This is a genomic window from Streptomyces sp. NBC_00667 (assembly GCF_036226825.1).
In the GTDB taxonomy this organism is placed as follows: Bacteria; Actinomycetota; Actinomycetes; order Streptomycetales; family Streptomycetaceae; genus Streptomyces.
Map to the genome: position 1 here is coordinate 6,248,888 of NZ_CP109022.1, position 25,463 is coordinate 6,274,350.

A 25,463-nucleotide genomic window follows, 5' to 3' on the forward strand; every position below is an offset into this window, starting at 1 on the left:
TGTGTCCACGCTCCAGGCCGAGCACGTGTACAAGGTGTTCGGCAGACGGCCCGGCGACGACGAAGGCGACGCGGCGGTCATCCGCACGCTCGAAAAGGGCACCGACCGCGAGGAACTGCGGGCCGAGGGCATCACGGCCGCCGTCATCGACGCCTCCTTCCGCGTCGAGCCCGGCGAGATCTTCGTCGTCATGGGCCTGTCCGGTTCCGGCAAGTCCACGCTCCTGCGCATGCTCAACGGACTGCTGGAGCCGACGGCCGGACGCATCCTCTTCGACGGCGAGGACCTCACCGCGCTCGCCCCGGCCGAACTGCGCCGGGTCCGCTCCACGAAGATCAGCATGGTGTTCCAGCACTTCGCGCTGTTCCCGCACCGGAACGTGCTGGAGAACGCCGGTTACGGTCTGGAGGTCCAGGGCGTCCCCCGGGCCGAGCGCGAACGGCGCGCCGCCGAGGCGCTGGCGCTGTGCGGGCTCGGCGGCTGGGAGAACTCCTGGACCGACGAGCTGTCCGGCGGCATGCAGCAGCGCGTGGGCCTCGCCCGCGCCCTCGCCACGGACGCCGACCTGCTCCTCATGGACGAGTCGTTCAGCGCCCTCGACCCGCTGATCCGCCGCGACATGCAGGACCAGCTGCTCGAACTCCAGCGCACGCTGAAGAAGACGATCGTCTTCATCACCCACGACCTCAACGAGGCCATGCGGCTCGGCGACTCGATCGCCGTCATGCGCGACGGCCGGATCGTCCAGCAGGGCACGGCCGAGGACATCCTGACCCGCCCCGCGGACGACTACGTGGCCTCCTTCATCCAGGACGTCGACCGCTCCCGGGTCCTGACGGCCGACGCCGTCATGGAGGAGCCCGAGCCGCACGCCGACGCCTGCGACTGCCCCACCGTCAGCGCGGACACCCCGCTCGCCGACCTGTGCGCGGTCAGCGCCCGCGTCCCGCACCCCGTCGCCGTCACCGGCGCGGACGGCGCCGTCGTCGGCTCGGTGGGCCAGGACCGCCTCGTCGCCTTCATAGGGGACGAACAGCGGCCCCCGATGCACTGCACCACGGAGGTGGCGGCCTGATGCCCCGCATCCATCTCGGTGCCTGGGTCGACAGCGGTGTCGACTTCCTCCAGCGCCACCTGTCCTGGCTCTTCGACGCGATCAGCTCGCTGGTCAGCGGCCTCTACGACGGCATCGACGCCGTCCTGTCCGCCCCCGCCCCCCTGCTGTTCGCCGGCATCCTCGCCGTCGGCGCCTGGTGGCTGCGCGGGCTGCTCGCGGGCCTGCTGGCCTTCGCCGGGTTCGCGCTCGTCGACTCCGTCGGCCTGTGGGACGACGCGATGTCCACGCTCTCCCTGGTCCTGGTCGCCACCCTGGTCACCCTCGTGATCGCGGTACCGCTGGGCATCTGGGCGTCCCGATCGGACCGGGTGAGCGCCGTGCTGCGGCCCGTCCTGGACTTCATGCAGACCATGCCCGCGATGGTCTACCTCATCCCCGGCATCATCTTCTTCGGGGTCGGCGTGGTGCCCGGCATCATCGCCACCATCATCTTCTCGCTGCCCCCGGGCGTGCGGATGACCGAGCTCGGCATCCGCCAGGTCGACGGCGAGCTGGTCGAGGCCGCCAACGCGTTCGGCACCACCCCGCGCAACACGCTCGTACGGGTGCAGCTGCCGCTGGCCCTGCCCACGATCATGGCCGGCATCAACCAGGTCATCATGCTCGGCCTGTCCATGGTCGTCATCGCCGGCATGGTCGGCGGCGGCGGACTCGGCGGCGCCGTCTACCGCGCCATCGGCAGCGTCGACATCGGCCTCGGCTTCGAGGCCGGCATCTCCATCGTCATCCTCGCCATGTACCTGGACCGGATGACCGGCGCCCTCGGGCGCCAGGTCTCCCCGCTCGGCCGGCGCGCCCTCGCCAAGGCCCGCGCCGCCACGCAGGGCGCGGCCAGGGTGTGGCAGCACCGGCCGCAGCCCGTCCACGCGCTGAGCGGCGTCGTGGCCCTGGCCCTCGTCGCGGGCGGCATCGGCATGTTCGGCGGCGGGACGACCGCCACGACCGCCTCCGGCGTCCCCGACACCGGCAAGGGCCGCACCGTCAGCATCGGCTACATCCCCTGGGACGAGGGCATCGCCTCCACCTACCTGTGGAAGGAGCTCCTGGAGCGGCGCGGCTACAAGGTCGACGCCCGCCAGCTGGAGCTGGGCGCCCTCTTCACCGGCCTCGCGGGCGGCCAGATCGACGTGCAGACCGACGCGTGGCTGCCCGTCACCCAGTCCGAGTACTGGAAGAAGTACGGGAACAAGCTCGAAGACCTGGGTTCCTGGTACGGCCCGACGTCCCTCGAACTGAGCGTCCCCTCGTACATGAAGGACGTCACCTCCCTCGCCGACCTCAAGGGCAAGGGCGACCGGTTCAAGGGCCGGATCATCGGCATCGAGCCCAGCGCGGGCGAGATGAAGATGCTCAAGGACAAGGTGCTGCCCCAGTACGGCCTCGACGGCGAGTACCAGGTCGTCGACGGCTCCACCCCCGGCATGCTCGCCGAACTCAAGCGGGCCTACGCCAAGAAGGAGCCGGTCGCGGTCGTGCTCTGGTCGCCGCACTGGGCCTACGCCTCGTACGACATGAAGAAGCTCCAGGACCCGCAGGGCGCCTGGGGTGAGGGCGACGGCATCCACACGGTCACGCGCAAGGGCTTCGCCGCCGACGAGCCGGAAGTCGCCGCCTGGATGCGCTCGTTCAAGCTGACCGAGCAGCAGCTCACCGGCCTGGAGGCCAAGATCCAGGAAACCGGAAAGGGCAAGGAACAGCAGGCCGTCCGGGCCTGGCTGGACGCCCACCCGGAGGTTGCCCGGCTCGGCTGAGCGGGCACGCACACCGGCGCCGGTGCGCGGGGGACCCTACGGTCCTTTCGCGCACCGGCGCTTTCGCGCGAGCGGGCCCGGCCCCGGCCCGCTCGGCTCAGCCCGCCATGACCCGCTCGGGCTCGGGCGCCTTCAGCCGCCGGGCGGCGTCGCGCGGCCGCAGCGGCCACCACAGGGAGCGCCCCAGCAGCGCGGCTAGCGCCGGCACGAGCACGATCGACAGCAGGAAGGCGGAGAGCAGGATGCCGAGGCCCGTCGCGAAGCCGATCTGCCGGGTCGACGAACCGGGGCCCGCGGCCAGGCTCCCGAAGGAGACCGCCAGTACCAGGCCCGCCGTCGCGATCGCGGGCGCCGTGTGCCGGACCGCCCGCGCCACCGCCGCGCGGACCGGACCGGGCCGCTCCATCTCCTCCCGGATCCGGTCGGTGATCAGGATGTTGTAGTCGGTGCCCAGCGCCACGACGAACAGGAACAGCACCAGCGGCAGCGTGAAGTCCACGCCCGGCCGGTCCAGAGCGTGCTGGAACACCAGGGCGGCGGCGCCGAGGGTGGCGGCGAAACCCAGTCCCACCGTGACCATCAGGACCACCGGCGCGAGCAGGCTCCGCAGGAGCAGGAGCAGGATCAGCGCGATCAGCACCGCCGCCACCGGGAACACCACCCGCAGGTCCTCGCCCACCGCGACCGAGATGTCGGAGAAGACCGCCGCCGTGCCGCCCACGTGTGCCTCGGTGCCCTCCGGCCGGTGCTCGGCCACCGCCTTCCGCAACGGCCCCGCGACCAGGTCACGCGCCTCCTGGCGGCGCTGGTCGACGGTGAGGAACAGGTCGATGCGCGCCGCGCGGTGGTCCCCGCTCCACACCACCGGGGCCACCTGCCCCACCCCGGCGACCTCGGCGAGCGCTCGTGCCAGGCCGTCGAGCCGTCCGGCGGTCAGCGTGCCCCCGTCGGACGCGGTGACGAACACCGGGGCCGGGTCGGCCACCCCGGCCGGCAGCGCCCGGGCGATCTCGGCGGCCGTGTCCGCCGCGGCCGTGCGCGGTCCGTCCGGGCCGCCCTGGCCGTAGTCCATCCGCATCCCCACCAGCCCGGCGGCCAGCGCCCCCAGCAGGGCCACCGAGGCGACCACCGCCGTCAGCGGACGCCGCGCGATCCGCTCGCCCGTTCGGGCGGCCACGCCCGGACGCGGTTCCCGCTCCAGCGAGCGCGAGGGCCAGAACATCCTGCGCCCCGAGACCGCGAGCAGGGCGGGCATCAGCGTCAGGCTGCCGAGCAGCATCACCAGGACGGACACCGCGATCGCCGGGCCGAGCACCCGGAACTGCCCGAAGGTGGCCACCCCCAGGGTCGAGAACGCGACGACGATGGTCAGCGCCGCGCAGGTGACGGCCGTTCCCACGCGGCCCGCCACCTCGGCCGCCGCCTCCCGGCCGCTCTGCCCGGGGCGCGTGCGCAACTGCTCGCGGAAGCGGAACAGCAGGAAGAGGAAGTAGTCGATGCCGATGCCCAGCAGCACCACGCCGATCAGCTGCGGTGTCGACGGATCGAGCCGCACCCCCGTCAGCAGCGCGGCACCGACCACCGCGCCCGTCGCGGCGCCGCCGACGATGCTCACCGCCAACAGCGGGATCAGGGCCGCCATGACGCTGCGGAACACCAGGAGGTGCAGCAGCACGATCACGCCGAGCACGAGTGCGCCCACGACCGTCGACCGCGTCTTGCCCTCGTCCGCGGTGTCCACGGACTCGGGGAGCGCCCCGGTGAACCCGGTGCGAAGGCCCTCTCCGGCGAACTCGGCCCGGGTGGTGTCCCGGAAGGCACGGTACAGGTCCTGCATGCCCGGATCGGTCGGGTTGCCCGTCAACTCCACCGCCAGCAGCCTGAAGCGGTGGTCCGGTGCGGTCATGGCCGGGCTGAGACGAGGGCGTTGGGAGTAGTCCCGGCCGAGCGGCGCCGAGTCCTCGGTCCGTGGCATCGCGACCCGCCGCCGCGCCACTTCTGCGGCCGCGGCGTCGATCCGCCGTTCGTCCTCGGCCGTCAGCGGGCCGCCGTCGGTGCGGGCCACGAGCAGCGTCAGCGGATTGGCGTGCGGCTTGGTCCCGAAGTGCCGCTCGGCGACCCGCAGGGCCGCGGCGGAGTCGTAGCCGGCGGGCAGGAACTCGCCGGTGCTCGCCTCGGTGGCACGGGGTACGAACGCCTGGCCCACCACGGCCAGGGCTATGCCCAACACCGCCCAGACGACGATGACCTTCCATGGACTTCGGGTGGCGAAGCCGGTCAGGGCGCGGATCAAGGGTCCTCCATCACGTCACGGGACCGGTGTTCACCGGCCGCCCACCAGCCCATCACCGGCCGCGCCGCAGCACGTCGGGAGAGGGGAGGAGTCCGCACCCGGGACCGGAGCCGGGCACCCGCCGCCGACCGGGACCCGAGTCTCGGGTGCGGCTCCACCCCGGGTACGGCCCCACCGGCCGATCCCCACGCGAGAATGGGGCGGGAGCCCAAGAGCGGCGCCGGTACCGACCGGGCGGCGCGCGTCGACGAGGGGGAGGGCCGGACAGGATGCCGACACGCCGTGGGGAGGATCCGGGTGAACGCCGCGGGGGTGGCACCGCCACCGGGTCCTTCGTCTGGACCCGGGACGACGCGCTGGTGGCCATCGGCACGGCCGCCGTGGACGTGTTCGGCTACGCGGGCACCGCCGTGGTCGACGGGGAGGCCCTGCGCCTTCCCGGCCTCGCCCTCCTCGTGCTCGCCGCGCTCTGCCTGCTCGCCCGCCGCCGCCACCCGGGGCCCGTGCTCGCCGTGGTCCTGTCCCTCGACCTCGCCCTGGAGCTCACCGCCCCGCTGCCCCAGCACTTCACGGCCGGCCTCGCCGTCGCCCTGTACTCGGTCGGCAGGATGAGCGGCCCCGGAGCCGCCGCGGGAGCCGTCGCGCTGACCGTGGCGATGCCGCTCGCCGTCCGGACCGAAAGCTGGACCGACGCCGGTTGGGGCGCGCTCAACGCCACCATGGCCGCGGCCCTCAGCGTCGGCGCGGGTCTGGCGGTCGGCCGTCGGCAGCGCGTGGGCGAGGCGAAACGCGTGGTGCTGGCCGAGCGGGCGGTCGCCGAGGAGCGCCGCCGGATCGCCCGGGAGCTCCACGACATCGTGGCCCACCACATCACCACCATGCAGCTGATGGCCGGTGGGGCGAGGGCCAACCTGGCCCACGACACCGAGGCGGCCCGCAAGGCCCTCGTCATCATGGAGGCTTCGGGACGTACGGCACTGGGCGAGATGCGGCAACTCCTGCGCGTCCTGAGGGCGGGGGAGGACCCGGAGGGCGCCCCGCCGGCCCCGCAGCCCGGAACCGCGGACCTGGACCGCATCGTGACCGAAGCCCGGCTCGCGGGGACGCGGACCGCGTTCACCGTGGACGGTCCCGTCCGTCCGCTGCCGCCGAGCGTGGGCCTGACCGTGTTCCGGATCGTGCAGGAGGCATTGACCAACACGCGCAAGCACGCGGGCCGGGCCAGCGCCGACGTACGGCTGAGCTACCGTGCCGACCACGTCCTCGTGGAGGTGAGCGACGACGGCCCGGGCGGCTCGTCCGGCGGCACGTCAGCCGTACGTCCGCCCGCCCACACGGCGCCTTCCCGGCCGGGGCCGGGCTCCGGGTACGGTCTGGTGGGAATGCGGGAACGGGTCGCCCTCCAGGGCGGCACGCTGGAAGCCGCGCCGCTCGACGGCGGCGGATTCCGGGTGGCGGCGACCCTGCCGGCGTCGTGACGGGCGCCGCCGGGGGCGGCCCCGTCCGGGGGGAACCACAGTCCGGAGAGGGGAACCACACGTGATCCGGGTGCTCATCGCGGACGACCAGCCGCTGGTGCGGCGCGGCCTGGCGCTGATCCTGGCGCCGGAGCCGGACGTCGAGGTCGTCGGCGAGGCCGGGGACGGAGCCGAGGCGGTGGCCCGGGCGGGCCTGCTGCGCCCCGACGTGGTGGTGATGGACATCCGGATGCCGGTGCTCGACGGAGTCGCGGCCACCGCCGAGCTGGCCCGCACCCTGCCCGGGTCCCGGGTACTGGCCCTCAGTACCTTCGACATGGACGAGTACGTGGTCGCCGCCCTGCGCGCGGGCGCGTACGGCTTCCTCCCCAAGGACGTCTCCCCGGAGGAGCTGATCGCGGCAGTGCGCACCGTGCACACGGGCGACGCGGTCGTCGCGCCGCGGCTGCTGACCCGGCTCATCTCCACCTACGTCCGCACCCCCGCGCCCTCCCCGCGGGCCGCGCCCGTCCCGGCGGCCCGGGACGGTCTGACACCGCGCGAACTGGAGATCTGGCGGTTGCTCGCCGTCGGCCTCGACAACGCCGAGATCGCCGGAGAGCTGGCCATCAGCGTCTCCACGGTGAAGAACCACCTCACCGGCGTGTTCGGCAAGCTGGGTGTGCGCGACCGCGCCCAGGCGGTCATCGCGGCCTACGAGTCGGGCCTGGTCGAAGCCGAACGCCGGGGCGCCTGACGGGCCGGGACGGCCGCGCGAGGCGGTGAGCGGCGGCAGGACCCGGCCGGACCCGGGGCGGACCGCCCGCGCGTACGACGAGCCGCGCATGGCACAGTGCGAGCAGCACGACCTCCGGACCAGGGAGCCGCCATGCGTGACCCGCACACCGCGCCGCCGACGCTCGCGGCCCCGCCCGGCAGCCCCGGGGCGGGGCCCGCGCTGCCGCCCTGTCCGGTGTGCGCCGGGCGCGTCGAACGGATCAGCTGGCGCGAGCGCCCGGGGGAGTCCGTGGTCCTGGTCCTCGCCCCCTGCGGTCACCGCCACGCCACCCCGGCCCCGCCGCTCCTGGCCGTCACCCATGGGCCGGCGCTCGAGGTGTGACGGAGCGCGCCGGCCGCCGCGCCGGGCGCGTCCCCCGTGCGCGCCCCCGTACGGGAAGGAGCGGCGCGGGTGTATGCAGGAGTCATGGACCTACGCCCGCAGCACGGAGGTACCCGCCGGTACCGTGAGCCGCGCATGGGGATGCTGTCCGTTCCCCTGGCCCTGATCGCGATCGTCACCGCGGTCGACGTGCTGGCGCCGCCCGACGTCCACCTGGGCCCCTTCCTCGCCGCCGCCCCCGCCGTCACCGCCTCGTTCGCGGGGCCGCGGGCGACCGCGTTCATCGGCGCGGTGGCGGTCGCGGCGCAGGTGGCGGTCGCCGTCGCCAGGACCAACGTCACCGACCTGAACCACACCTTCCAGATCATCGCGCTGGTCCTGATCTCGGCGTTCGTCACCTTCTTCGCGCACTTGCGGGAGGTGCACGAGGCGCAGCTCACCCAGCTCCGGTCGGTGGCGGAGACCGCGCAGCAGGTCCTGCTGAGGCCGCTGCGCGAGCGGATGGGCCCGCTGCGGCTGGCCTCCGTCTACCTGGCCGCCGAGGCCGAGGCGCAGATCGGCGGCGACCTGTACGCCGCCTCCCGGACCGAGGACAGCACCCGGCTGATCATCGGGGACGTCCGGGGCAAGGGCCTGGAGGCGGTCGGTGAGGCGGCCATCGTCCTCGGCGCGTTCCGCTCCGCCGCCCACCGCAGGGCCGGTCTGTCCGAGCTGGTCGCCTCCCTGGACGGAGCGGTCGCCGCGGACATGGACGACGAGACGCGCGACGACGCGGGCCGCCCGCCGGGGGAGGGCTTCACCACCGCCGCCGTGGTCGACATCCCGGACGCCGAGATGATCCTGCGCGTCGTCAGCTGCGGTCACCCGCCGCCCCTGCTGCTGCGCGGAGGCCGGGCCGTCCCGCTCCAGGTGGCCCATCCGGCACCGCCGCTCGGGCTCTTGGAACTCGTGCCGGGCGGCTTCACCGTGCAGTCCTTCGCCTTCCAGCCCGGCGACCTGGTGCTCCTGTACACGGACGGGGTGATCGAGGCCCGGAACGGGGCCGGTGACTTCTACCCCCTGAGGGAGCGTGCCGCCGGCTGGCCCGGCGACGGTCCGGAGGGCCTGCTGCGCCACCTGTGCGCGGATCTGCTCCGGCACTCTCCGCACGGCCGGCTGGGGGACGACGCGGCGCTCGTGGCGATCGAACGTCTTCACGGGGCTTGAGCGTGCTCATGCAGGAAGTTCATGCGTGAAGTTGCTTGTTGACGGCCGATTTCGAGCAACTTCCTTCATCCCGCTCCTCGCAGCCGCTATCTTGGCCGTGCTGTTTGCCAGGCGCATGCCAAAGCGGTGTGTCCGTGATCCCGGACCGCACGAGGAGCTGCCCCATGAGACTGACCCTGAGGCGCATCCGTCCCCTGTCCGCCCCCGCCCCCGCCAGACACCGGCTCCGCGCGCGCCGCCGCATACCCGGCGCCGCCCTGCTCGCCGGCGCCCTCGCCATGTCAGGGCTGGCCGCCGCCGGCCCGATGGCCTCACCGGCCGACGCGGCCCCCGCCCCGGCGACCGCCGGCAACGCCACCGGCCTCACCCGGTCCGGCAACACCTTCACCGTGACCACGTCCTCCGGCGCCAAGGCCCGCGTGGTCGTCGCCCGCGCCGACATCTTCCGGCTGTGGCTCTCGCCCGACGGCGCCTTCACCCAGGACCCGGCCGGCTCCGACCTCGCCCCCACCACCGACTTCGGCCCGGTGGACACGACGTACACCGACGCGGGCGCCCACTACCGGATCACCACCGGCGCCCTGTCCATCCACGTCGACAAGAAGCCCCTGCGGTTCTCGGTCTACCGCGCCGACGACGCCACCCTCGTCTGGCAGGAGACCCAGCCCACCTCCTGGACGGGCACCCGGACCACCCAGTACCTCGCCCGCGGTGCGGACGAGCAGTTCTACGGAACCGGCCTGCGGCTCGGGGAATGGGCCCTGCGCGGCAAGACCGTCCCCATCGCCGTGGACAACAAGTGGCGCGAGAACGACAACGCCAGTCCCGCCCCCTTCTACATGTCCACCAACGGCTACGGAGTCATGCGCAACACCTGGGCCCCCGGTTCGTACGGGTTCAACGCGCCCACCACCCTCGCCCACGACGAGAAGCGCTTCGACGCCTGGTACTTCACCGGCGACACCCTCAAATCGGTCCTCGACGCGTACACCGACGTCAGCGGCAAACCCTTCATGGCGCCGATGTGGGGCTTCGAACTGGGCAACGCCGACTGCTTCAACGCCTCCAACCCCGCCTACCAGGGCGACCACGACCGCCTTCGCCACCAGACGACCCCCGACGTGGTCGGCTACGCCTCCGACGCCCGCACCGCCGACATGCCCTCGGGCTGGTTCCTGCCCAACGACGGCTACGGCTGCGGCTACACCGCTCCCCTCAAGTCCACCGTCGACGCACTCAAGGCCAAGGGGTTCCAGACCGGCCTGTGGACCTCCACCGGCCTCACCGACATCGCGACGGAAGTCGCCGCCGCGGGCACCCGGGGGGTCAAGACCGACGTCGCCTGGATCGGCGGCGGGTACAAGAGCGCCTTCACCGGCGTCCGGCAGGCCGTCGAGGGCATCGAGAAGAACTCCGACGCCCGCCGCTACGTCTGGACCGTCGACGGCTGGGCCGGCACCCAGCGCAACGCCGTCGTCTGGACCGGCGACACCAACGGCACCTGGGACGACATGCGCTGGCACGTCCCCGCCATCACCGGCGCCGGCCTGTCCGGCCTCAACTACGCCTCCGGCGACATCGACGGCATCTTCGGCGGCAGCCCCAAGACGTACGCCCGCGACCTCCAGTGGAAGGCCTTCACCCCGGCGTTCATGACCATGTCCGGCTGGGGCGCGACCAATCCCGCCGCCGGATACCAGGACAAGCAGCCCTGGCGGTTCGCCGAGCCCTACCTGTCCATCAACCGCAAGTACCTCCAGCTCAAGATGCGGCTGATGCCCTACCTGTACACGATGAGCCGCGTCGCACACGACACCGGAGTGCCCAGCACCCGCGCGATGGTCCTGGAGTACCCGGACGACCCGGTGGCCCGCGGCAACCTCACCAGCGGCCAGTTCATGGCCGGCGACTCCTTCCTGGTCGCGCCCGTCGTCTCCGACACCTCCGTCCGCGACGGCATCTACCTGCCCGCCGGCACCTGGACGGACTACTGGACCGGCACGACCTACTCGGGCCCGGGCTGGCTGAACGGCTACCGGGCGCCCCTCGACACGCTGCCGCTCTTCGTCAAGGGCGGTGCGATCGTGCCGATGTGGCCCCAGATGAACTACACGGGGGAGAAACCCCTCTCCACCCTCACCTACGACATCCACCCGCGCGGCAACTCGGCGTTCAGCCTCTACGAGGACGACGGCCGCACCCGCGCCTACCAGTCCGGAGCCTTCGCCCGCCAGCAGGTGAACGTCAGCGCCCCCACCTCCGGTACGGGCGCCGTCACCGTGTCCGTGGGCGCCCCCACCGGCAGCTACGCCGGACAACCGGCCGCGCGGGGCTACGAGTTCACCCTCCACGTCGCCTCCGCACCCACCGCCCTCACCGTCGACGGCGCAGCCCTCACCCGGCTCACCACGAAGGGCGCGTACGACGCCGCCGCCACCGGGTGGTTCTTCGATCCGGCCGACCGCTCCGGTGTCCTGTGGGTCAAGACCGGCACGAAGCAGGGCGCCTTCGGCGTCACGGCCGCCGGGGTCACCCTCCCCGTGGCCGGCCCGCTCCCGACCGGCTCCGACCCGCTGCCGCAGTCGGCCTGGCGCCTGCTCTCCACCGACAGCCAGGAAACCGCCGCCGAGAACGGGGCCGCCACGAACGCCTTCGACGGCGACCCGGCCACGACGTGGCACACGGCCTGGTCCTCCACGACCCCCGCGCCGCTGCCGCACGAGGTGAGCATCGACCTCGGCGCCCGCTACACGGTCGACGGCCTGGGCTACCTGCCCCGGCAGGACGGCGGGGTCAACGGCCGCATCGGCTCCTACGAGATCTACGTGTCCGACACCACCACCGACTGGGGGCCGCCGGCGGCCACCGGGACCTTCGCCGACACCGCAGCACCGGAACGGATCACCCTGCCCGCGAAGACGGGCCGCTACCTGCGCCTGCGCGCCCTGACCGAGGCGGGTGGCAGAGGACCCTGGTCCAGCGCCGCGGAACTCACCCTCACCGGCCGGGCGGCGCCCCTCCCGGCCGACGCCCTCCTCGTCGACTCCGCGTCGGGCAGCTGCGCGGACCTCCCGCACAGCAGCACCGCCCCCGGCACCGAACCCACCCTGTACGCCTGCCACGGAGGCCCCAACCAGCGCTGGACGCTCCGGAACGACGGCCACATCACCGGGCTCGGCGGGGTCTGCCTGGACGCCACGAACGCGGCGGCCGTCACCGTACAGCCGTGCGGCGCCGCCACCGGCCAGATCTGGCAGCCGGGACCCGACGGCAGCCTGCGCAGCGCCGGACAGTGCCTGACCCCGGAGGGGTCGGCGACCGCCGACGGGACCCGCCTCACCCGCACCGCCTGTGCCGGCACCCCGGCCCAGCGGTGGACCTTCACACCCTGAGCCCGTAGGCCCTTACGGGCCTTGTGGGCCTTGTGGGTCGACACCCGGCCCCGCGCCCGCCTGGAGTCCGGACTCCGTGGCGGGCGCGGGGCCGGGTTGCCGCCCGGGCCCTGCCTCGATCCTCACGGAGCCCAAACCCCAAGTCAATCCCGGTATTTCGTGCTCGGACCCAAGCTGTAGCTTGGCCCTCATGACCCTCGACGACCTCCGCGTCTTCGTCGCCGTGTGCCGCACCGGCAGCCTCAGCGCCGTCGCCCGCGACCTCGGCCGGACCCAGCCGGCCGTCAGCCAGCACGTCCGACGCCTGGAGAAGGAGACCGGCGTCGCCCTCCTGGAACGCCATGCCCGCGGAGTGGTCCCCACCGAGGCCGGCCGCATCCTGCTCACGGCCGCCGCCGACGGCATGGCCGGTCTCGACGGCGCCCTGCGCCGCCTCGAGGACCTCGTCCACGGGGACGCCGGATCGGTGCGCGTCACCACCGGCGCCACCACCGTGCGGCACTTCATGTCCGAGGCCGTCGTCACCTTCCGCCGCCGCCACCCCGACGTGAGCCTGGAGTTCCAGACCGAGAACTCCAGCCGCAGCTGCTTCGCCGCCCTCGCCGCCGACGACCTCGACCTCGCCTGGATCACCATCGGCGACCAAGTCCGCGGCATCGAGCAGCGCCCCGTCATGCACCTGCCCTGGGTCCTCGCCGTCGGCGCCGACGACCCCCTCGCCACCCGGGCCCGCCTCGAACCCGCGGAGCTCAGCGGCATCCGGCACATCAGGCTCCCCGAGAACTCCGCCTCCCGCGCCCACCTCGACGCCGCCCTCGCCGCCCGCGGTGTCCGGATCAGCCGCTCCGACACCAGCGTGGCCGACTGGGACACCGCCCTGCTGCTGGCCGAACTCGGGCTCGGCCACGCCCTGGTGCCGGCCCTGCCCGGCTGGCGGGTCCCCGGATGCGACGGACCGCTCAGGCTGCTGCCCGTCCCCGCCCTGCCACCCCTCGCGGTGGGCTGGGCCGTCCGCCGCTGGAGCGCCCTGCCCCCGCCGGCCCGCCTCTTCGCCGACGAGGTCGCCCGCTCCTGCACCGCCCGCGCGGCCCGGCACACGCAGGGCCCCCGCGGTGCGTGAGGGCCCCGGGGGCCGCCGCCTCAGCCCGCTTCCGGGGGAGCGGCAGGGGTCCCCGCCGGAGCCGCCGGTGCGGGGCCCAGCGTCGTGGTGCCCGGGACCGCCCGGTGCCCGAGGCCCGTGCGGTACGCGTCCAAGGCGGCCTCCGTGCGGCCGCAGCGGCGCAGCAGGTCTCCCAGGAGCCGGCACAGGTCCGCGAGATCACCGCTGGCCCCACTGCGCTCCAGCAGCGACAGCGCCCGTACGTAGTGCTCCTCCGCGGCCTCGGCGTCACCCCGCTCCTCGGCGATCAGACCGAGCAGCCGGTGGGCTCCGCCCGCGTGCACGGCGCCGTGGTGCTCACCCAGTTCCAGGAGCGCCGACAGCAGCACGGTGGCCTCGTCGTACCGGCCCAGCCGGCGCAGTACGTCGGCCAGCTCGACCTCCACCTGGGCGGTGTACAGCGCCGCCCGCTTGGCGGCGAGCATGTCCCGGGCGGTGCGCAACTCCGCTTCGGCGGCGGTCAGCTCGCCCCGCTGAGCCTGGACGTAGCCGCGCATCCAGTGGCAGTGCGCCAGGTCGGTGCGCAGCCTCAACTGCCGGTAGACCGCCTGGGCCTTGGCGAGGGAGGCGTCTGCGTCGGCCATCCGCCCCTCCGCGAGGAAGGTGCGCGCGACCTGCCGGTGCATGCCCGCGACCAGCGCCGGGTCCTGCACCTGCCCGGCGAGCGCCAGGGCCAGTTCGGCGGCGTGGGCCGCACGGGCGTGGGCCCCCATGTCCATGTACGGACCGATCGCCGCGGCGTAAAGCAGGACCAGCGCCTCGGGGTCGCCCAGCCCGCTCGCGTTCAGCTCGTCGATGGCCGATTCCAGGAGGTAGCACGCATAGCGCAGTTCCCCGGCGAGCAGGTGGGCCACGGCCCGGCCGCGGACGGCGCGGGCACGACGGGGGAGCGGCTCGTGCGCCAGCAGCCGTTCCGCCTCCTCGAAGTGACGTATGGCGTCGGCGAGTTCCCCGCCCTCCAGGCAGCAGTCGCCCAGCCCCAGCAGCGCCTCCGCCCGTTCGGGGTCCAGGCCGAGCTGTTCGGCGTCGGTGAGGAGCCTGCGGAAGAGGACGGCGGCCTCGTCGGCGGCGCCCGTGGCCAGCGCCCGCTGGGCGTCGGTCAGCGCGAGGCGCAGCTCGGTGGCCAGATGGGCGGGGCGGCCCGTGGCCAGTTCCTCGTAGGAGGTGCCGAGGCGGTCGGCGAGGAAGCGCAGGGCGGCTTCGGAGGGGCGGACCCGGCCCGACTCAAGGGTGGAGATGTAGGCCGGCGTGTACACCGGCTCCGCCAACTGCCGCTGGGTCAGTGAGCGTTCGGCACGCAGGCGCTGTACCCGGCGTCCGATTTCAGCCGGTTCGTCCATGAAGTCCCCTCGGGTCACGTGAAATCCCCAGTATTCAGCGGGAGATGCCCATTGCGCGCGTCCTGTACGCGCCCCTAACTTAAGCACCCAGTTAAGCCTGCTTATCTTATTGTTTATGTTCCTCGGGGAGGGACTTCATGGGGTCACCCATCCGCTCGACCGTCCGTCTGGCCGTCGCCGCCCTCGGCGCGGGCGCAGTGCTCCTGGCCGCCGTACCTGCCGGGGCGGCCGCCCCGCCACCCGGCCCGGCCGCACCGCACGGGGTACAGGTCGAGATACCCGGGCCCGAACAGGGCGGCGAAGCCGGTTCCGGAAACGTCCGCGTGCCGGCCGCCGGCCGCGACAAGGCGCCGACCGGCCTCTCCCCCGCCGAGCGCGAGGCGGACGGCGAGGTCACCAAGACGGTCGACAACGGGCCCACCGCGGACCGCCTCGACGTCGTCGTCATCGGTGACGGCTACACCGCGGCCGAACTGGGGAAGTTCCACGACGACGCCCGGCAGAAGTGGGCCGAGGTCACGGCCGTGGAGCCGTACGCGACCTACCGCAACCTGTTCAACGTCTGGACGGTCGACGCCGTCTCCCGCGAGTCCGGCATCTCCGGAGACCCGGACCGGGCCACCACCCGGGACACCGCGCTCGGCTCCTACTTCTGGTGCGAGGACATCGAGCGGCTGCTGTGCGTGGACCAGCCGAAGGTGGACGCGTACGTGGCGAAGGCGCCCGCCGCCGACCTGGTGATCGTCCTGTCCAACAGCACCAAGTACGGCGGGGCCGGTTACAACGAGCCCAGCCCCACCCTCGGCTACGAGGGGATCTCCACCGCCTCCGCCGGGAACGCCAAGTCCGGCCAGGTCGCCATCCACGAGACCGGCCACTCGCTGGGCAAGCTCGCCGACGAGTACTTCTATCCGGGCACCCCCGGCTACGAGCACTACACCGGCCCCGAGCCCGCCGAGTCCAACACCTCCACCCTCACCGCCGACGGCATGCGCGACACCCGGTCCAAGTGGTACCGCTGGCTCGGCGAACAGTCCCCGGACGGCGGCACCGTGGGCGCGTACGAAGGCGGCGGCTACTTCGTCACCGGCCTCAACCGGCCGACCGACAACTCCATCATGCGGGTGCTCGGCAAGCCGTTCAGCCTCCCCGGCGTCGAGGCGATGATCGCGGGCTTCCACCGGCACGCCCACACCGTCACCGCACTGACCCCGACCGACCGCACCCTGCGCACGCGGGACCGGGCGAAGGTCTCCGTCCTCCGTCTCGCGAGCGCCGACGGCCGACAGCTCGTGGTGCGCTGGTACCTGGACGGGCACGAGCTGAAACGATTCGCAGGGCGCAGCGACGTACGGGTGGGGGAGCTGTCCCTCTCCGGAGGGCGGACCCACGAGCTGACGGTCACGGCCGAGGACCGGACCCCCTCGGTACGCGACCCGAAGATCGCCGCGAGCATGCGCACCACCGTGGGCTGGAGCGTGCGCCGCTGACTGCTGAGCGCTGACCTCTGACCGCTCACCACCGGCCGGGCGCCACCGGATCGTGGGCCGCGGCCCGGGTCAGGACCCGGCCGCGTACCGCCAGAACTCCTGCATGTGGGCGGGCGAGGCCGGGCCGCTCAGTTCGCGCTGGGTGAGCAGAACGGTGACGGTGCCGGTGGCCGGGACGATGTGCGACGCCGTCCCGGTACCGCCGATCCAGCCGTAACGCCCCGGCTCGTTCCAGGGGTTCAGGCGTGCGACGTCCACACTGCCGCCGAACCCCCAGCCCTGCCCCTCCAGGAAGAGCGCGCCCCCGGCCCGCTGGGCCGGGGTCAGCCGGTCGGTGGTCATCTGCCGGACCGACTCGGCGCGGAGCAGCCGCCGTCCGTCGACGGTCCCGCCGGCGAGCAGCATCCGGCCGAAGGCGTACAGGTCATCCGCCGTCGAGACCAGCCCGCCCGCCGCGGACGGGAAGGCCGGCATCCGGCTCCACTGCCCGTCGGGGGCGTCGACCAGTTCCAGGGCGCCCTCGCCGCCGGCCCGGTAGTAGTCGGTGAAGCGGCCCAGATCGGCCGCCGGAACGGCGAAGCCCGTGTCCCGCATGCCGAGCGGCTCGAAGATCCGCTCCGCGAGGAACTCGGGCAGCGGCTGCCCCGAGACGCGGGCGATCAGGACGCCCAGGATGTCGGAGCACGCGTTGTAGAGCCACGCCTCGCCCGGCTGGTACAGCAGCGGGATCCGGGCCAGCGTCTTCATCCACGCGTCCGGTTCCGCGGTCAGCTGGGGCTGCGGGGGGCCCTGCTTGAGCTCGGTGAACAGCGCCTGTGCGGCGGGCAGTGAGAAGTCCGCGGGGAAGCCGTACCCGGCCCGGAAGGTCAGCAGGTGCTCCACGGTGATGGGCCGCTCGGCGGGCACCACGTCGTCCAGCGGGCTCGACGGCGTACGGACGACCACGGGCGAGGCGAGTTCCGGGAGCAGGTCGCGGACCGGTTCGTCGAGGGCGAGCCGCCCCTCCTCGATCAGTGTCATCGCCGCAGCTGCCGTGACCGGCTTCGTCAGCGAGGCCACGCGGAAGATCGTGTCCCGGGCCACGGGGGGAAGGCCGCCGATCCCGGCCGAGCCGACCGCCGCCACCTCGACCCGGTCACCGCGGGCCACCAGGCCCACCGCCCCCGCCAGGTAGCCGCTGTCCACGTGCGATGCCAGGATCTCGCGCAGGCTGGTCATGACCCCACCTCTCCCGATGGCCGTAACGGGTGTGCGGCCGGCGGTGTACCGGCCTCGGCAGTCAAGACTCCCGGGGCGCCCCGGATTCATCGCTCCGGCGCCCCCGGATCCGACGGTGCCCCGGCGAAGGCCGTGCGGCGGCCACCCCCGCCGCCCGAACGCCGCCCGCCCGAACACGGCGCGCCGCCCGCCGCCCGCCGCCCGAACACGGCGCGCCGCCCGGCCGCGAGGGCCGGACGGCGGCTCCGGGCAGCGCTACCGGCGCTCCAGCACCCCGCGGGCGAAAGCGGCCTGGCCGGCGTGCTGGAGGTCGTCCGTCAGCACGCTCACCAGGCGCACTCCCAGCGTGACCGGCGGATCCCAGCGCTCGTCCACCACCCGGCCCAGGTCGGCGGCGCCCAGACCCCGCACGAACCGCAGGGTCTGCTCGTGCACCGCGTCGAAGTAGCCGAGCAGCAGCTCGCCCGACTCGACGCGGACCTTCCCGGCCTCCCGCGCCGTGTGCCCGTAGCCGGTGGCGTCGGCCGGCAGGGGCAGGCCGAACCGCTCCGACCAGCCCCCGGCATGCCACACCTGCTCCAGCCCGGCGGCGTCCGCCACGTGGTCGTCCTGCACCCGGGTCAGGTGCCAGACCAGCCACGCGACGGAGTTCGCCGCCGGGTCGACGCGCGCGTTGAGCTCCTCGGCCGAGAGCCCGTCCAGCACCTCGTGCACCACCTCGCGGACACGCCCGTAGGCGTCGGCCAAGACCTCCGTGGCCTTCACGGCGCAGCCGGTCCCGCTACCGCAGGTCCATGCCCGGATCGTCGATCATCCGGCTCTCCATCTCGCTCTGCTCCTGGAGCCGGCGGGCCTTGTCCTCGAGCCGCTTGCGTTCCTGGGGGTCGCTGGACCGCTCGGCCGCGGTCCTCATCTCCTGGGCCTTCTCGCGCAACTGCCGCGACCGGCCACCGGATCCGCCTGCAACGCTCATGATCTGCTCCTTGGCTCAGTGGTGGAGAGCGGGCGGAACCAGGGAATCAGCCGCGCGGCGCGCACGCATCTCGAAGCCTTCCCCGGCCCCGTCACCGCAGGTGGGCTACTCGCCGGCGATCCCCGTGATCACGGGGTCCCCGAGCGGGGCGGTACCGGAATCCAGTCCCGCGCCGTGCAGCGCCGACGACGCCAGGTCCCGGGCCTTGTCCACCGCCGACGAGGTGTCGGAGGCCTCGACCTCGACGTGGAGGCTGAACGCGGAGGAGCCGGAGTAGAACGACAGGATGTCCAGGTCCTCCGCGACCCCCAGCTCGGTGCCCCGCGGATCCGCCGGCCGCAGCGCGCTCACCAGCTGCGTCCGCGCCTCGGGGGTGAGCTCGGTCAGCAGGGTCCCGGGGATGGTGACGAGATAGACAGTCATGCAACACCGCTTGCCCCGAGGCGGCCCGGGGAATCACCAGGGGCCGGCCCACCCCCCGTTTGCCCGCCCCGAATGGCGCAGTGCACGCACGTGCCCCTCAATGCAACTAAACGTGCTCTTCCCATGACGCACCATGCGCGCTGTGCGGACCCGTGCGTCGGCGAACGGAGCCTTTCATGAACGACCTCAACTTCCGCGCGGCCCGGTACGAGGACCCCGACGGCGACCCCGAAAGCGTCCGGGACGGGGCCCACGCCCACTCCGAGCCGACCGAAGGATCCGCCAGCCCCGGACCTCCTGCGGCCGTCGCGTCGGCCGGAGTGTCACCGGAGACGGTACGGACCCTGCTGGACACGGCGGCCACCTGCCGGCCCGTCGAGGAGGTCACGGCCCTGGTGGGCCTCTTGAAGGAGACGGGTCTGCTGTCCCGGTCCGGACAGGAGGCGGTGGCCGCGGCCGCCGTGTCGCGTTCCGTCGACGACGTCCGGCTCATGGTCGCCCTGCTGGGCGAGCCTGCGGACGGGGAGGTCGAGGCGGGGATCGCGCTGCGTGCGGCAGCCCTCGGCCGGTCCGTCGAGGACGTGGCGATCTTGGCCCGGACCCTCGGCGGCGGCTCCGGCCGGCCGACGGAACCCGCCGCCTCGCCGCACGGACCCCCCGCGGACGTACCCGCCGCCGGCGAGCCCCCCACCGCCCCCACCGCCCCCACCGCCCATGCCGAGAAGGCCGGGGACGGCGGGGACGGCGAGAGCGGCGGGGAGGGGGGCGGTGGCGGCCCCGGTGCCGCAATCCCCGAGGACCCGGACACCGCGCCCCGCTCGGAGCAGGCCCCGCAGCCGCCCCCGCCCCCCGGCCGAGAGCCCGCCCGGGCGCGGCCCGGCGTCCTGCACCACGTACTGCGCTGGCCCGCGGCCGCCGCACTGCTGCTGTGCGGGGTCGTGCACCTGCCCGGGGACCCGGCCGCGCTGCCGGCCGCCGGCCCCGTGGGCCATCTGGCGACGGTCGTCGCGGTGCTCTGCCTCGGGCTCGGCGTGCTGCTGGCGGTGCGGGACACCCCGGCGGTGTGGCGGGCGGCGGCGATCGCCGCGCTCGGGGTGGTCGCGCTCCATCTCGCCGGCGGCATTGCCGTGTTCGACCCCTTGGCCGGGGCGCTGGGCGGCCCCCACGCCTGGGCGGGCGTCGTGACGGTGCTGTGCGCCGGCGCGGGTTCCGTACTGGCCGGGCTGGCCCTGATGTACGGCCCCCCGGCGGTCCCGGCGGTCCCGGCGGTCCCGGCGGTCCCGATGGCCCCGGTGGCCGAGGAGGCCGAGGGCGCCTGACGCCTTGCCCCCTTGACGGTCCCGCCGCGGGGCCCGGGCCGCGCGAGAGGCGCCGCCCGGGCCCCGCGGGCCTTCAGGCGAGCAGGTTCACCGCCCGCGTGAACACCCCCGGCAACCGGGCGGCCAGCGGCACGATCCGCCCCGCCAGCCAGGGCTGCCCGCGTGCCCACAACAGGGCCCCGGTCAGCGCCCGGTAGCTCCGGGACACCTTCCGCCAGGCCCGCTCGTACTCCTGCGGCCGCCCCGCGCGGACACACCGTACGAGTTCGCCCGCGGCCGCCAGCGCCAGCGTCAGGCCCTCCCCGGTCAGCGCGTCGACGTAACCCGCCGCGTCCCCCACGAACAGCACCCGCCCCGCCACCCTCGCGCGCGAGCGCTGCCGCAGCGGCCCCGCCCCGCGCACCGCGTCACCCGGCCCGGGCGGTGGCAGCCGGGCCGACAGCAGCGGGAAACGGGCCAGTTGTACGTCGAAGGGGGCCTGTTCGCAGGTCAGCACCGCCACCCCGACCCGGTCGGGTCCGAGCGGAGTGACGTACGCCTCGCACCGCGGGGCCCAGTGCACCTCCACCAGCTCGCTCCACGGCGCCACCGCGTAGTGGCGGCGCAGGCCGTAGCGGGCAGGCCGCCCCGGCGCGGGCGGCGCCGACAGGCCCAGGGCGCGCCGGACCGGCGAGTGCAGGCCGTCCGCCGCCACCAGGTACCTGGCGGTCAGACCCGCCGCCCCGACCCGGTGATCGTCCTGGCGGACCTCTTCCACGCGCCGCGCGACCACCCGTACGCCCAGGTCCGCGGCCCGGGCCGCGAGCGCCGCCTGGAGGTCCGTGCGCCGTACCCCGCACCCGGGGCCGTCCCGGAACAGCCCCTGCGCGCTCAGTCCGCTCAGCCCGTCGACGTAGCGGATCCCGTGGAAGGCGCGGCCCGCCACCGGGACACCCAGTTCCGCCAGCCGGCGCACGCCGCCCGGCATCAGCCCCTCCCCGCAGGCCTTGTCGATCGGGGTCGGGCGCGGCTCGGCCACCACCACCTCCAGCCCGGCCAGGGCTCCCTGGATGGCCGTCGCCAGCCCGGCCGGACCGCCGCCGGCCACCAGGAGGTCGATCACGGCGCGGCGACCACGAGGCTGCCCCCGGTACGGGCGTACGTGAGCGCGGACTCCTCGCAGCGGATCCGCACCCGCAGCAACAGCGCGTTCAGTACGCAGAAACCGGCCGTCGTCACCCAGGCGCAGTGGACCAACGGCAGCGCGAGCCCTTCGGCCACCACCGCCAGGTAGTTGGGGTGGCGCAGCAGCCGGTAGGGCCCGGCCGCCACCGGCGTCAGCCCGGGAAGCACCAGCACCCGGGTGTTCCAGTACGGGCCGAGGGTGGCGATGCACCACCAGCGCAGCCCCTGCGCGGCCACGGCCACCGCGAGTGCGGGCCAGCCGAGCAGGGGCAGGAACGGGCGGTCCGCCGCCCAGGGTTCGACGGCGCACCCCGCGAGCAGGGCCGTGTGCAGCGCGACCATGGCCGGGTAGTGGCCGCGGCCGTACTCCCGGGCGCCGCGTGCCCGGCTCCACGCGGCGTTGCGGCGGGCCACGGCGAGTTCGGCCAGCCGCTCGCCCGCGACGAGGGCGAGCAGCAGCAGGTACAGGGGCATGGGCATGATCGGCATCACCAGCGCAGGAGGACGAGTTCGGAGGCGAAGCCCGGGCCGAAGGCGATCATCAGCCCGATCGAGCCCGGCGGAGGCGGACCGGCGCTCTGGACCTCGCCGAGGATGTGCAGCACGGAGGCGGAGGAGAGGTTGCCCGCAGTCGCGAGCGAACGGCGGCTCGCCGCGAGGGCCGTGTCCGGGAGCCCCAGGGCCTCCCCGAGGACGTCGAGGATCTTCGGACCGCCCGGATGGCAGATCCAGGCGGCCACGTCGGCGGGCTTGAGGTCGTGCCCGGCGAGGAAGGCCTCCACCTCCTCGGCGACGTGCAGCCTGACCAGGGTGGGCAGTTCACGGCCCATCACCATGCGGAAACCCCAGTGGCCGATGTCCCAGCCGAGCAGGGCCTCGGTTCCCGGGTAGAGGCGGCTGCGCGCGTCCACCACCGTGGGGCCATCGGCGCTCCCGTACAGCGGATGGCCGGCCCCCACCGCCAGCAGCGCGCCTGCCCCGTCCCCGAAGAGCCCTCCGGCCACCAGGGCCGCCATCGAGGTGTCGGTGGGCTGGAGGGTGAGCGAGCACAGTTCCGTGGAGAGCAGCAGGGCGGCGTGGCCCGGCCGGCCCGTGAGGTGGTCGTGCAGGTGGCCGAGGCCGGCGGCGCCCGCCGCACAGCCGAGCCCGAACAGCGGCAGGCGCCGTACGTCCGGCCGCAGGCCGGTGCGGGCGGCGAGCCGAGCCTCCAGCGAAGGCGTGGCGAGCCCGGTCACCGTGGTCGACATGACCAGGTCCACGTCCCGGGCGGCGAGGCCGCTCTCGGCGAGGGCGAGTCCGATGGCGCGGGAGCCGAGGTCGAGCGCCGCTTCGAGGAACAGGGCATTGGTGGCCCCGAAGTCGTTGCCGGGCCCGTACCGCTCCAGCGGGAGCGCCAAGTGGCGGCGCTCGACCCGTACCGAGGAGTGCACCCGGCGCAGCAGGCCGGTGTCGGAGCCCGGCGGCAGACAGCGGGCGAGGGCTTCCGTGATCTGCGGCTGCCGGTACGCGTGGGGCGGGAACACGCTGCTCACTGCCAGGACACGTGTCATCGCCCCAACATAGGGAAGAAACGGTCTTTTTCACCGAACCGTACGAACCGGGCGTGCCGCCGCACGCCGGTCCCGGAGGACGGGACGCCCGGCCCTTAACGTGGGGCGGTGCCCGCAACCCGCGCCACCGCACCACCCGGCGAAACCGCCGCACAACCCGGCTCCGGGACGGTCGCCACCGCCTTGCTGGCCGCCTGCCACCCGCTGCCGGCGGCCGCCGTCACCCTCTTCACCGCCGTGCTGGCCGCAGCCACCGGCCGGGGAACCGCCGGCTGCGCGGCCTCGGCCGGAGCCGTCGCGCTCGGCCAGCTCTCGGTGGGCTGGTCCAACGACCGGGCCGACATGCGGCGCGACCGGCTCACGGGCCGGCCGGACAAGCCGCTCGCGGCGGGCGCCGTGGCGCCGGGGACCGTGAGCGCCGCCGCAGTCGTGGCGCTGGCGCTGTGCGTACCGCTCTCCCTGGCCTCGGGATGGCTCGCCGGCGCCGTGCACCTCTGCGCGGTCGCGGCCGCCTGGGCGTACAACCTGTGGCTCAAGCGCACCCTCGCGTCCTGGCTCCCGTACGCCCTCGCCTTCGGTCTGCTGCCGGCCTTCGTCACGCTCGGCCTCCCGGGGCAGCCGTGGCCGCCGCTCTGGCTCGGAGCGGCGGCCGCCCTGCTCGGTGCGGGCGCCCACTTCGCCAACGTCCTGCCCGACATCGCGGACGACCTGGCCACGGGCGTGACCGGACTCCCGCAGCGGCTCGGCGCCCGCGGCTCGGCCGCGGTGGCCGCCCTCCTCGTGCTCGGCTCGGCCGCCGCGCTGGTCCTCGGCCCGCCCGGTCCGGTGACGCCCTATGGGTGGGGGCTGCTGGCCCTCACGGCGGCCGTGCTGCTCGCCACCGGCCGGGGCCGCGGCCGCGCCCCGTTCCTCGGCACGCTCGCGGTCGCGGCCGCCGACGTCACCCTGCTCCTGGCCCGCGGCGCGGGCACCGCCTGAGGGCTGTCGCATAGCCCGCGCCGCCCGCCGGGCGGCGCGGGACAGCCCTCAGGGTCCTCGAAGACCGCCGGGACCGGACCCGGGCGCGGCTCAGCCGCGCGCGTGCAGCGCCGCCGTGTGCTCCCGGACCTGCGCCGGAGTCAGGTAGGCGTCGGTGTGCTCGAACTCCCGCAGCGTCGCGGGCCGCTGGGCGAGGAAGCCGGTACGGACGAAGTCGTCCCCGGCGACCGCGTTGAGCAGCCAGTTCGTCAGTACCCGGGTCTTGGCGACGTTGGTACGCAGCGCCGACCAGTGGTAGCCGCGCGCCACCGCCTGCGCCGGCAGGCCCCGCAGTTCGATGCCGAGCGGCTTGGAGACCGCGTCCTTCCCGCCGAGGTCCACCACCAGTCCGAGGTCCTTGTGCACGTACGGGCGCGGAGTCCGGCCCCGCAGCGTCGCGATGACGCTCTCGGCGACGGCCCGGCCCTGCCGCATGGCGTGCTGCGCCGTCGGCGGGCAGAGGGCGTCGCCGCCCGTCGCCAGGTCCGGTACGGCCGCCGCGTCCCCGAGGGCGAAGATCCCGTCGGCGCCCGGCACCGTCAGGTCGGGGCGCACCACCAGGCGGCCCTTGAGGGTCTCCGTGTCCAGCGTGCCCACCAGGGGGCTGGCGGCCACCCCCGCCGTCCAGATCAGGGTGCGGCTCGGCAGCACCCGGCCGTCGGTGAGCGTCACCTTCTCGGCGTCGACCTCACCCACCGACACGCCGAGCGAGACCTCGATGCCGCGCCTCTGCAGGATGTCGAGGGCGGCCTTGCCGAGCTTGTCGCCGAGCTCCGGCATCAGCTTCGGCGCCAGGTCCACCAGGTGCCACTTGATCCGCTCCGGGTCCAGCCGCGGGTATCGGGTCGCCGCGTGGCGGGTCAGGCGCTGGAGGCAGGCGGCCGTCTCCGTACCGGCGTAACCGCCGCCGACCACCACGAACTGCAGCCGTGCCGTGCGCTCGGCCTCGTCCTGGCTGGCGTCGGCGAGGTCGAGCTGGGCGATCACGTGGTCGCGCAGGTACACGGCCTCGGCGAGGGTCTTCATCCCGCGGGCGTGCTCGCCCAGCCCGGGGATGTCGAACGACCGGGTGACGCTGCCGGGGGCGAGGACCAGCAGGTCGTAGGACTGGTCGACGGTCTCCCCGGTGATCTTGCGGATGACGCAGACCTTGGCCTTCGGGTCGACGCCGATCGCCCCGCCCGGGATGATCCGGGTCCGGTGCTTGCTGCTGCGGCGCAGCGAGACGGCGACGGACTGCGGGGTGAGCACCCCGGCCGCGACCTGGGGCAACAGCGGCAGGTAGAGCTGGTACGAGAACGGTGTGACCAGTGAGATCTCGGCCTCGGCGGGGGACAGCCGGCGCTCCAGGCGCCGTACGCACTCCACCCCGGCGAAGCCGGCGCCCACTACGAGAATCCTCGATCGCGACACGGTGCAGGTCCCTTCGCAAAAGGTCGGTTGCTGTGTCCGGTACGTCTGCCCCGCGCCCGCG

At 74.2% G+C, this 25,463-nt stretch carries 21 protein-coding genes; 11 read left to right on the forward strand and 10 right to left on the reverse strand.

Features of this window, described 5'->3' with window-relative positions; translation table 11 throughout:
* Nucleotide 1 precedes the first annotated feature (1 nt).
* Together OHA81_RS28430 and OHA81_RS28435 are read left to right on the forward strand one after the other, a co-directional pair.
* Nucleotides 2-1,075 carry a quaternary amine ABC transporter ATP-binding protein gene (locus tag OHA81_RS28430; RefSeq protein WP_329200556.1) on the forward strand — a complete coding sequence of 358 codons (1,074 nt, stop codon included), beginning with the start codon at nt 2-4 and terminating at the stop codon, nt 1,073-1,075.
* Entirely contained in the window at nt 1,075-2,868 is a 1,794-nt protein-coding gene (locus OHA81_RS28435) for an ABC transporter permease/substrate binding protein (protein ID WP_329200558.1), read from the forward strand. Before OHA81_RS28430 ends, OHA81_RS28435 begins: the two co-directional genes overlap by 1 nt.
* Nucleotides 2,869-2,965: 97 nt before the next feature.
* Here OHA81_RS28435 and OHA81_RS28440 read toward each other — a convergent pair whose 3' ends face one another.
* Complete coding sequence (locus OHA81_RS28440) at nt 2,966-5,161, reverse strand: MMPL family transporter (RefSeq protein ID WP_329200561.1); 2,196 nt, start codon at nt 5,159-5,161, stop codon at nt 2,966-2,968.
* A 269-nt stretch (nt 5,162-5,430) separates the two neighbouring features.
* Between OHA81_RS28440 and OHA81_RS28445 the strand changes: the two genes are divergently transcribed.
* From OHA81_RS28445 to OHA81_RS28470, 6 genes are all read left to right on the forward strand, one after another.
* Nucleotides 5,431-6,639, forward strand: coding sequence for a sensor histidine kinase (locus OHA81_RS28445; RefSeq protein ID WP_329200563.1), 1,209 nt, complete (start codon nt 5,431-5,433; stop codon nt 6,637-6,639).
* Nucleotides 6,640-6,700: 61 nt separating this feature from the next.
* Nucleotides 6,701-7,375: a response regulator transcription factor gene (locus OHA81_RS28450; protein WP_329200565.1), complete on the forward strand. Its 675-nt coding sequence runs from the start codon at nt 6,701-6,703 to the stop codon at nt 7,373-7,375.
* A 132-nt stretch (nt 7,376-7,507) separates the two neighbouring features.
* The gene (locus tag OHA81_RS28455) at nt 7,508-7,738 is read left to right on the forward strand and encodes a hypothetical protein (protein ID WP_329200567.1); all 231 of its coding nucleotides are present in this window, start codon (nt 7,508-7,510) and stop codon (nt 7,736-7,738) included.
* Nucleotides 7,739-7,873: 135 nt separating this feature from the next.
* The gene (locus OHA81_RS28460; protein ID WP_329200568.1) at nt 7,874-8,944 is read left to right on the forward strand and encodes a PP2C family protein-serine/threonine phosphatase; all 1,071 of its coding nucleotides are present in this window, start codon (nt 7,874-7,876) and stop codon (nt 8,942-8,944) included.
* A 164-nt stretch (nt 8,945-9,108) separates the two neighbouring features.
* Nucleotides 9,109-12,336, forward strand: a complete 3,228-nt coding sequence (locus tag OHA81_RS28465; RefSeq protein WP_329200570.1) for a TIM-barrel domain-containing protein — start codon at nt 9,109-9,111, stop codon at nt 12,334-12,336.
* 190 nt (nt 12,337-12,526) lie between these two features.
* A complete protein-coding gene (locus OHA81_RS28470) occupies nt 12,527-13,456 on the forward strand; it encodes a LysR family transcriptional regulator (protein ID WP_329200572.1) in 930 nt (309 codons plus the stop codon).
* A 20-nt stretch (nt 13,457-13,476) separates the two neighbouring features.
* Here OHA81_RS28470 and OHA81_RS28475 read toward each other — a convergent pair whose 3' ends face one another.
* Nucleotides 13,477-14,835 (reverse strand): tetratricopeptide repeat protein, encoded by a 1,359-nt coding sequence (locus OHA81_RS28475; RefSeq protein ID WP_329200574.1) that lies wholly within the window; start codon nt 14,833-14,835, stop codon nt 13,477-13,479.
* 137 nt (nt 14,836-14,972) lie between these two features.
* Here OHA81_RS28475 and OHA81_RS28480 point away from each other — a divergent pair, with 137 nt between their 5' ends.
* Nucleotides 14,973-16,325, forward strand: a complete 1,353-nt coding sequence (locus tag OHA81_RS28480; protein ID WP_329200576.1) for a M64 family metallopeptidase — start codon at nt 14,973-14,975, stop codon at nt 16,323-16,325.
* A 69-nt stretch (nt 16,326-16,394) separates the two neighbouring features.
* Here OHA81_RS28480 and OHA81_RS28485 read toward each other — a convergent pair whose 3' ends face one another.
* From OHA81_RS28485 to OHA81_RS28500, 4 genes are all read right to left on the reverse strand, one after another.
* Nucleotides 16,395-17,543, reverse strand: a complete 1,149-nt coding sequence (locus OHA81_RS28485) for a serine hydrolase domain-containing protein (protein WP_329200578.1) — start codon at nt 17,541-17,543, stop codon at nt 16,395-16,397.
* A gap of 255 nt (nt 17,544-17,798) precedes the next feature.
* Complete coding sequence (locus OHA81_RS28490) at nt 17,799-18,308, reverse strand: mycothiol transferase (RefSeq protein WP_329200580.1); 510 nt, start codon at nt 18,306-18,308, stop codon at nt 17,799-17,801.
* A gap of 16 nt (nt 18,309-18,324) precedes the next feature.
* The gene (locus tag OHA81_RS28495; protein ID WP_329200581.1) at nt 18,325-18,516 is read right to left on the reverse strand and encodes a DUF6381 family protein; all 192 of its coding nucleotides are present in this window, start codon (nt 18,514-18,516) and stop codon (nt 18,325-18,327) included.
* Between the two features lie 105 nt (nt 18,517-18,621).
* On the reverse strand, nt 18,622-18,939 hold the full coding sequence (locus OHA81_RS28500) for a hypothetical protein (RefSeq protein WP_329200583.1): 318 nt from the start codon (nt 18,937-18,939) through the stop codon (nt 18,622-18,624).
* A gap of 176 nt (nt 18,940-19,115) precedes the next feature.
* Here OHA81_RS28500 and OHA81_RS28505 point away from each other — a divergent pair, with 176 nt between their 5' ends.
* Nucleotides 19,116-20,258: a hypothetical protein gene (locus tag OHA81_RS28505; RefSeq protein WP_329200585.1), complete on the forward strand. Its 1,143-nt coding sequence runs from the start codon at nt 19,116-19,118 to the stop codon at nt 20,256-20,258.
* 73 nt (nt 20,259-20,331) lie between these two features.
* Here the strand turns inward: OHA81_RS28505 and OHA81_RS28510 are convergent, their stop codons facing one another.
* The 3 genes from OHA81_RS28510 to OHA81_RS28520 are packed head-to-tail and all read right to left on the reverse strand — an operon-like array spanning nt 20,332 to nt 22,972.
* A complete protein-coding gene (locus OHA81_RS28510; protein ID WP_329200587.1) occupies nt 20,332-21,360 on the reverse strand; it encodes an NAD(P)/FAD-dependent oxidoreductase in 1,029 nt (342 codons plus the stop codon).
* Complete coding sequence (locus OHA81_RS28515) at nt 21,357-21,896, reverse strand: isoprenylcysteine carboxyl methyltransferase family protein (protein WP_329202585.1); 540 nt, start codon at nt 21,894-21,896, stop codon at nt 21,357-21,359. The genes OHA81_RS28510 and OHA81_RS28515 overlap by 4 nt, the downstream gene beginning before the upstream one ends.
* Nucleotides 21,897-21,910: 14 nt before the next feature.
* The gene (locus OHA81_RS28520; RefSeq protein WP_329200589.1) at nt 21,911-22,972 is read right to left on the reverse strand and encodes a type III polyketide synthase; all 1,062 of its coding nucleotides are present in this window, start codon (nt 22,970-22,972) and stop codon (nt 21,911-21,913) included.
* Nucleotides 22,973-23,080: 108 nt separating this feature from the next.
* On the opposite strand from OHA81_RS28520, the gene OHA81_RS28525 reads away from it, so the two are divergent.
* Nucleotides 23,081-23,950: a UbiA family prenyltransferase gene (locus tag OHA81_RS28525; RefSeq protein WP_329200591.1), complete on the forward strand. Its 870-nt coding sequence runs from the start codon at nt 23,081-23,083 to the stop codon at nt 23,948-23,950.
* A 90-nt stretch (nt 23,951-24,040) separates the two neighbouring features.
* Here OHA81_RS28525 and OHA81_RS28530 read toward each other — a convergent pair whose 3' ends face one another.
* Nucleotides 24,041-25,402, reverse strand: a complete 1,362-nt coding sequence (locus tag OHA81_RS28530; RefSeq protein ID WP_329200593.1) for an NAD(P)/FAD-dependent oxidoreductase — start codon at nt 25,400-25,402, stop codon at nt 24,041-24,043.
* Between the last annotated feature and the right edge of the window lie 61 nt (nt 25,403-25,463).

What these genes read in the sequence shown, in the direction of transcription:
- OHA81_RS28460 (WP_329200568.1), top strand. Translation starts at nt 7,874, where the DNA reads ATGGGGATGCTGTCCGTTCCCCTGGCCCTGATCGCGATCGTCACCGCG.
- OHA81_RS28465 (WP_329200570.1), top strand. Translation starts at nt 9,109, where the DNA reads ATGAGACTGACCCTGAGGCGCATCCGTCCCCTGTCCGCCCCCGCCCCC.
- OHA81_RS28470 (WP_329200572.1), top strand. Translation starts at nt 12,527, where the DNA reads ATGACCCTCGACGACCTCCGCGTCTTCGTCGCCGTGTGCCGCACCGGC.
- OHA81_RS28515 (WP_329202585.1), bottom strand. Translation starts at nt 21,896, where the DNA reads ATGCCCCTGTACCTGCTGCTGCTCGCCCTCGTCGCGGGCGAGCGGCTG.
- OHA81_RS28520 (WP_329200589.1), bottom strand. Translation starts at nt 22,972, where the DNA reads ATGACACGTGTCCTGGCAGTGAGCAGCGTGTTCCCGCCCCACGCGTAC.
- OHA81_RS28505 (WP_329200585.1), top strand. Translation starts at nt 19,116, where the DNA reads ATGAACGACCTCAACTTCCGCGCGGCCCGGTACGAGGACCCCGACGGC.
- OHA81_RS28455 (WP_329200567.1), top strand. Translation starts at nt 7,508, where the DNA reads ATGCGTGACCCGCACACCGCGCCGCCGACGCTCGCGGCCCCGCCCGGC.
- OHA81_RS28480 (WP_329200576.1), top strand. Translation starts at nt 14,973, where the DNA reads ATGGGGTCACCCATCCGCTCGACCGTCCGTCTGGCCGTCGCCGCCCTC.
- OHA81_RS28495 (WP_329200581.1), bottom strand. Translation starts at nt 18,516, where the DNA reads ATGAGCGTTGCAGGCGGATCCGGTGGCCGGTCGCGGCAGTTGCGCGAG.
- OHA81_RS28500 (WP_329200583.1), bottom strand. Translation starts at nt 18,939, where the DNA reads ATGACTGTCTATCTCGTCACCATCCCCGGGACCCTGCTGACCGAGCTC.
- OHA81_RS28445 (WP_329200563.1), top strand. Translation starts at nt 5,431, where the DNA reads ATGCCGACACGCCGTGGGGAGGATCCGGGTGAACGCCGCGGGGGTGGC.
- OHA81_RS28475 (WP_329200574.1), bottom strand. Translation starts at nt 14,835, where the DNA reads ATGGACGAACCGGCTGAAATCGGACGCCGGGTACAGCGCCTGCGTGCC.
- OHA81_RS28435 (WP_329200558.1), top strand. Translation starts at nt 1,075, where the DNA reads ATGCCCCGCATCCATCTCGGTGCCTGGGTCGACAGCGGTGTCGACTTC.
- OHA81_RS28485 (WP_329200578.1), bottom strand. Translation starts at nt 17,543, where the DNA reads ATGACCAGCCTGCGCGAGATCCTGGCATCGCACGTGGACAGCGGCTAC.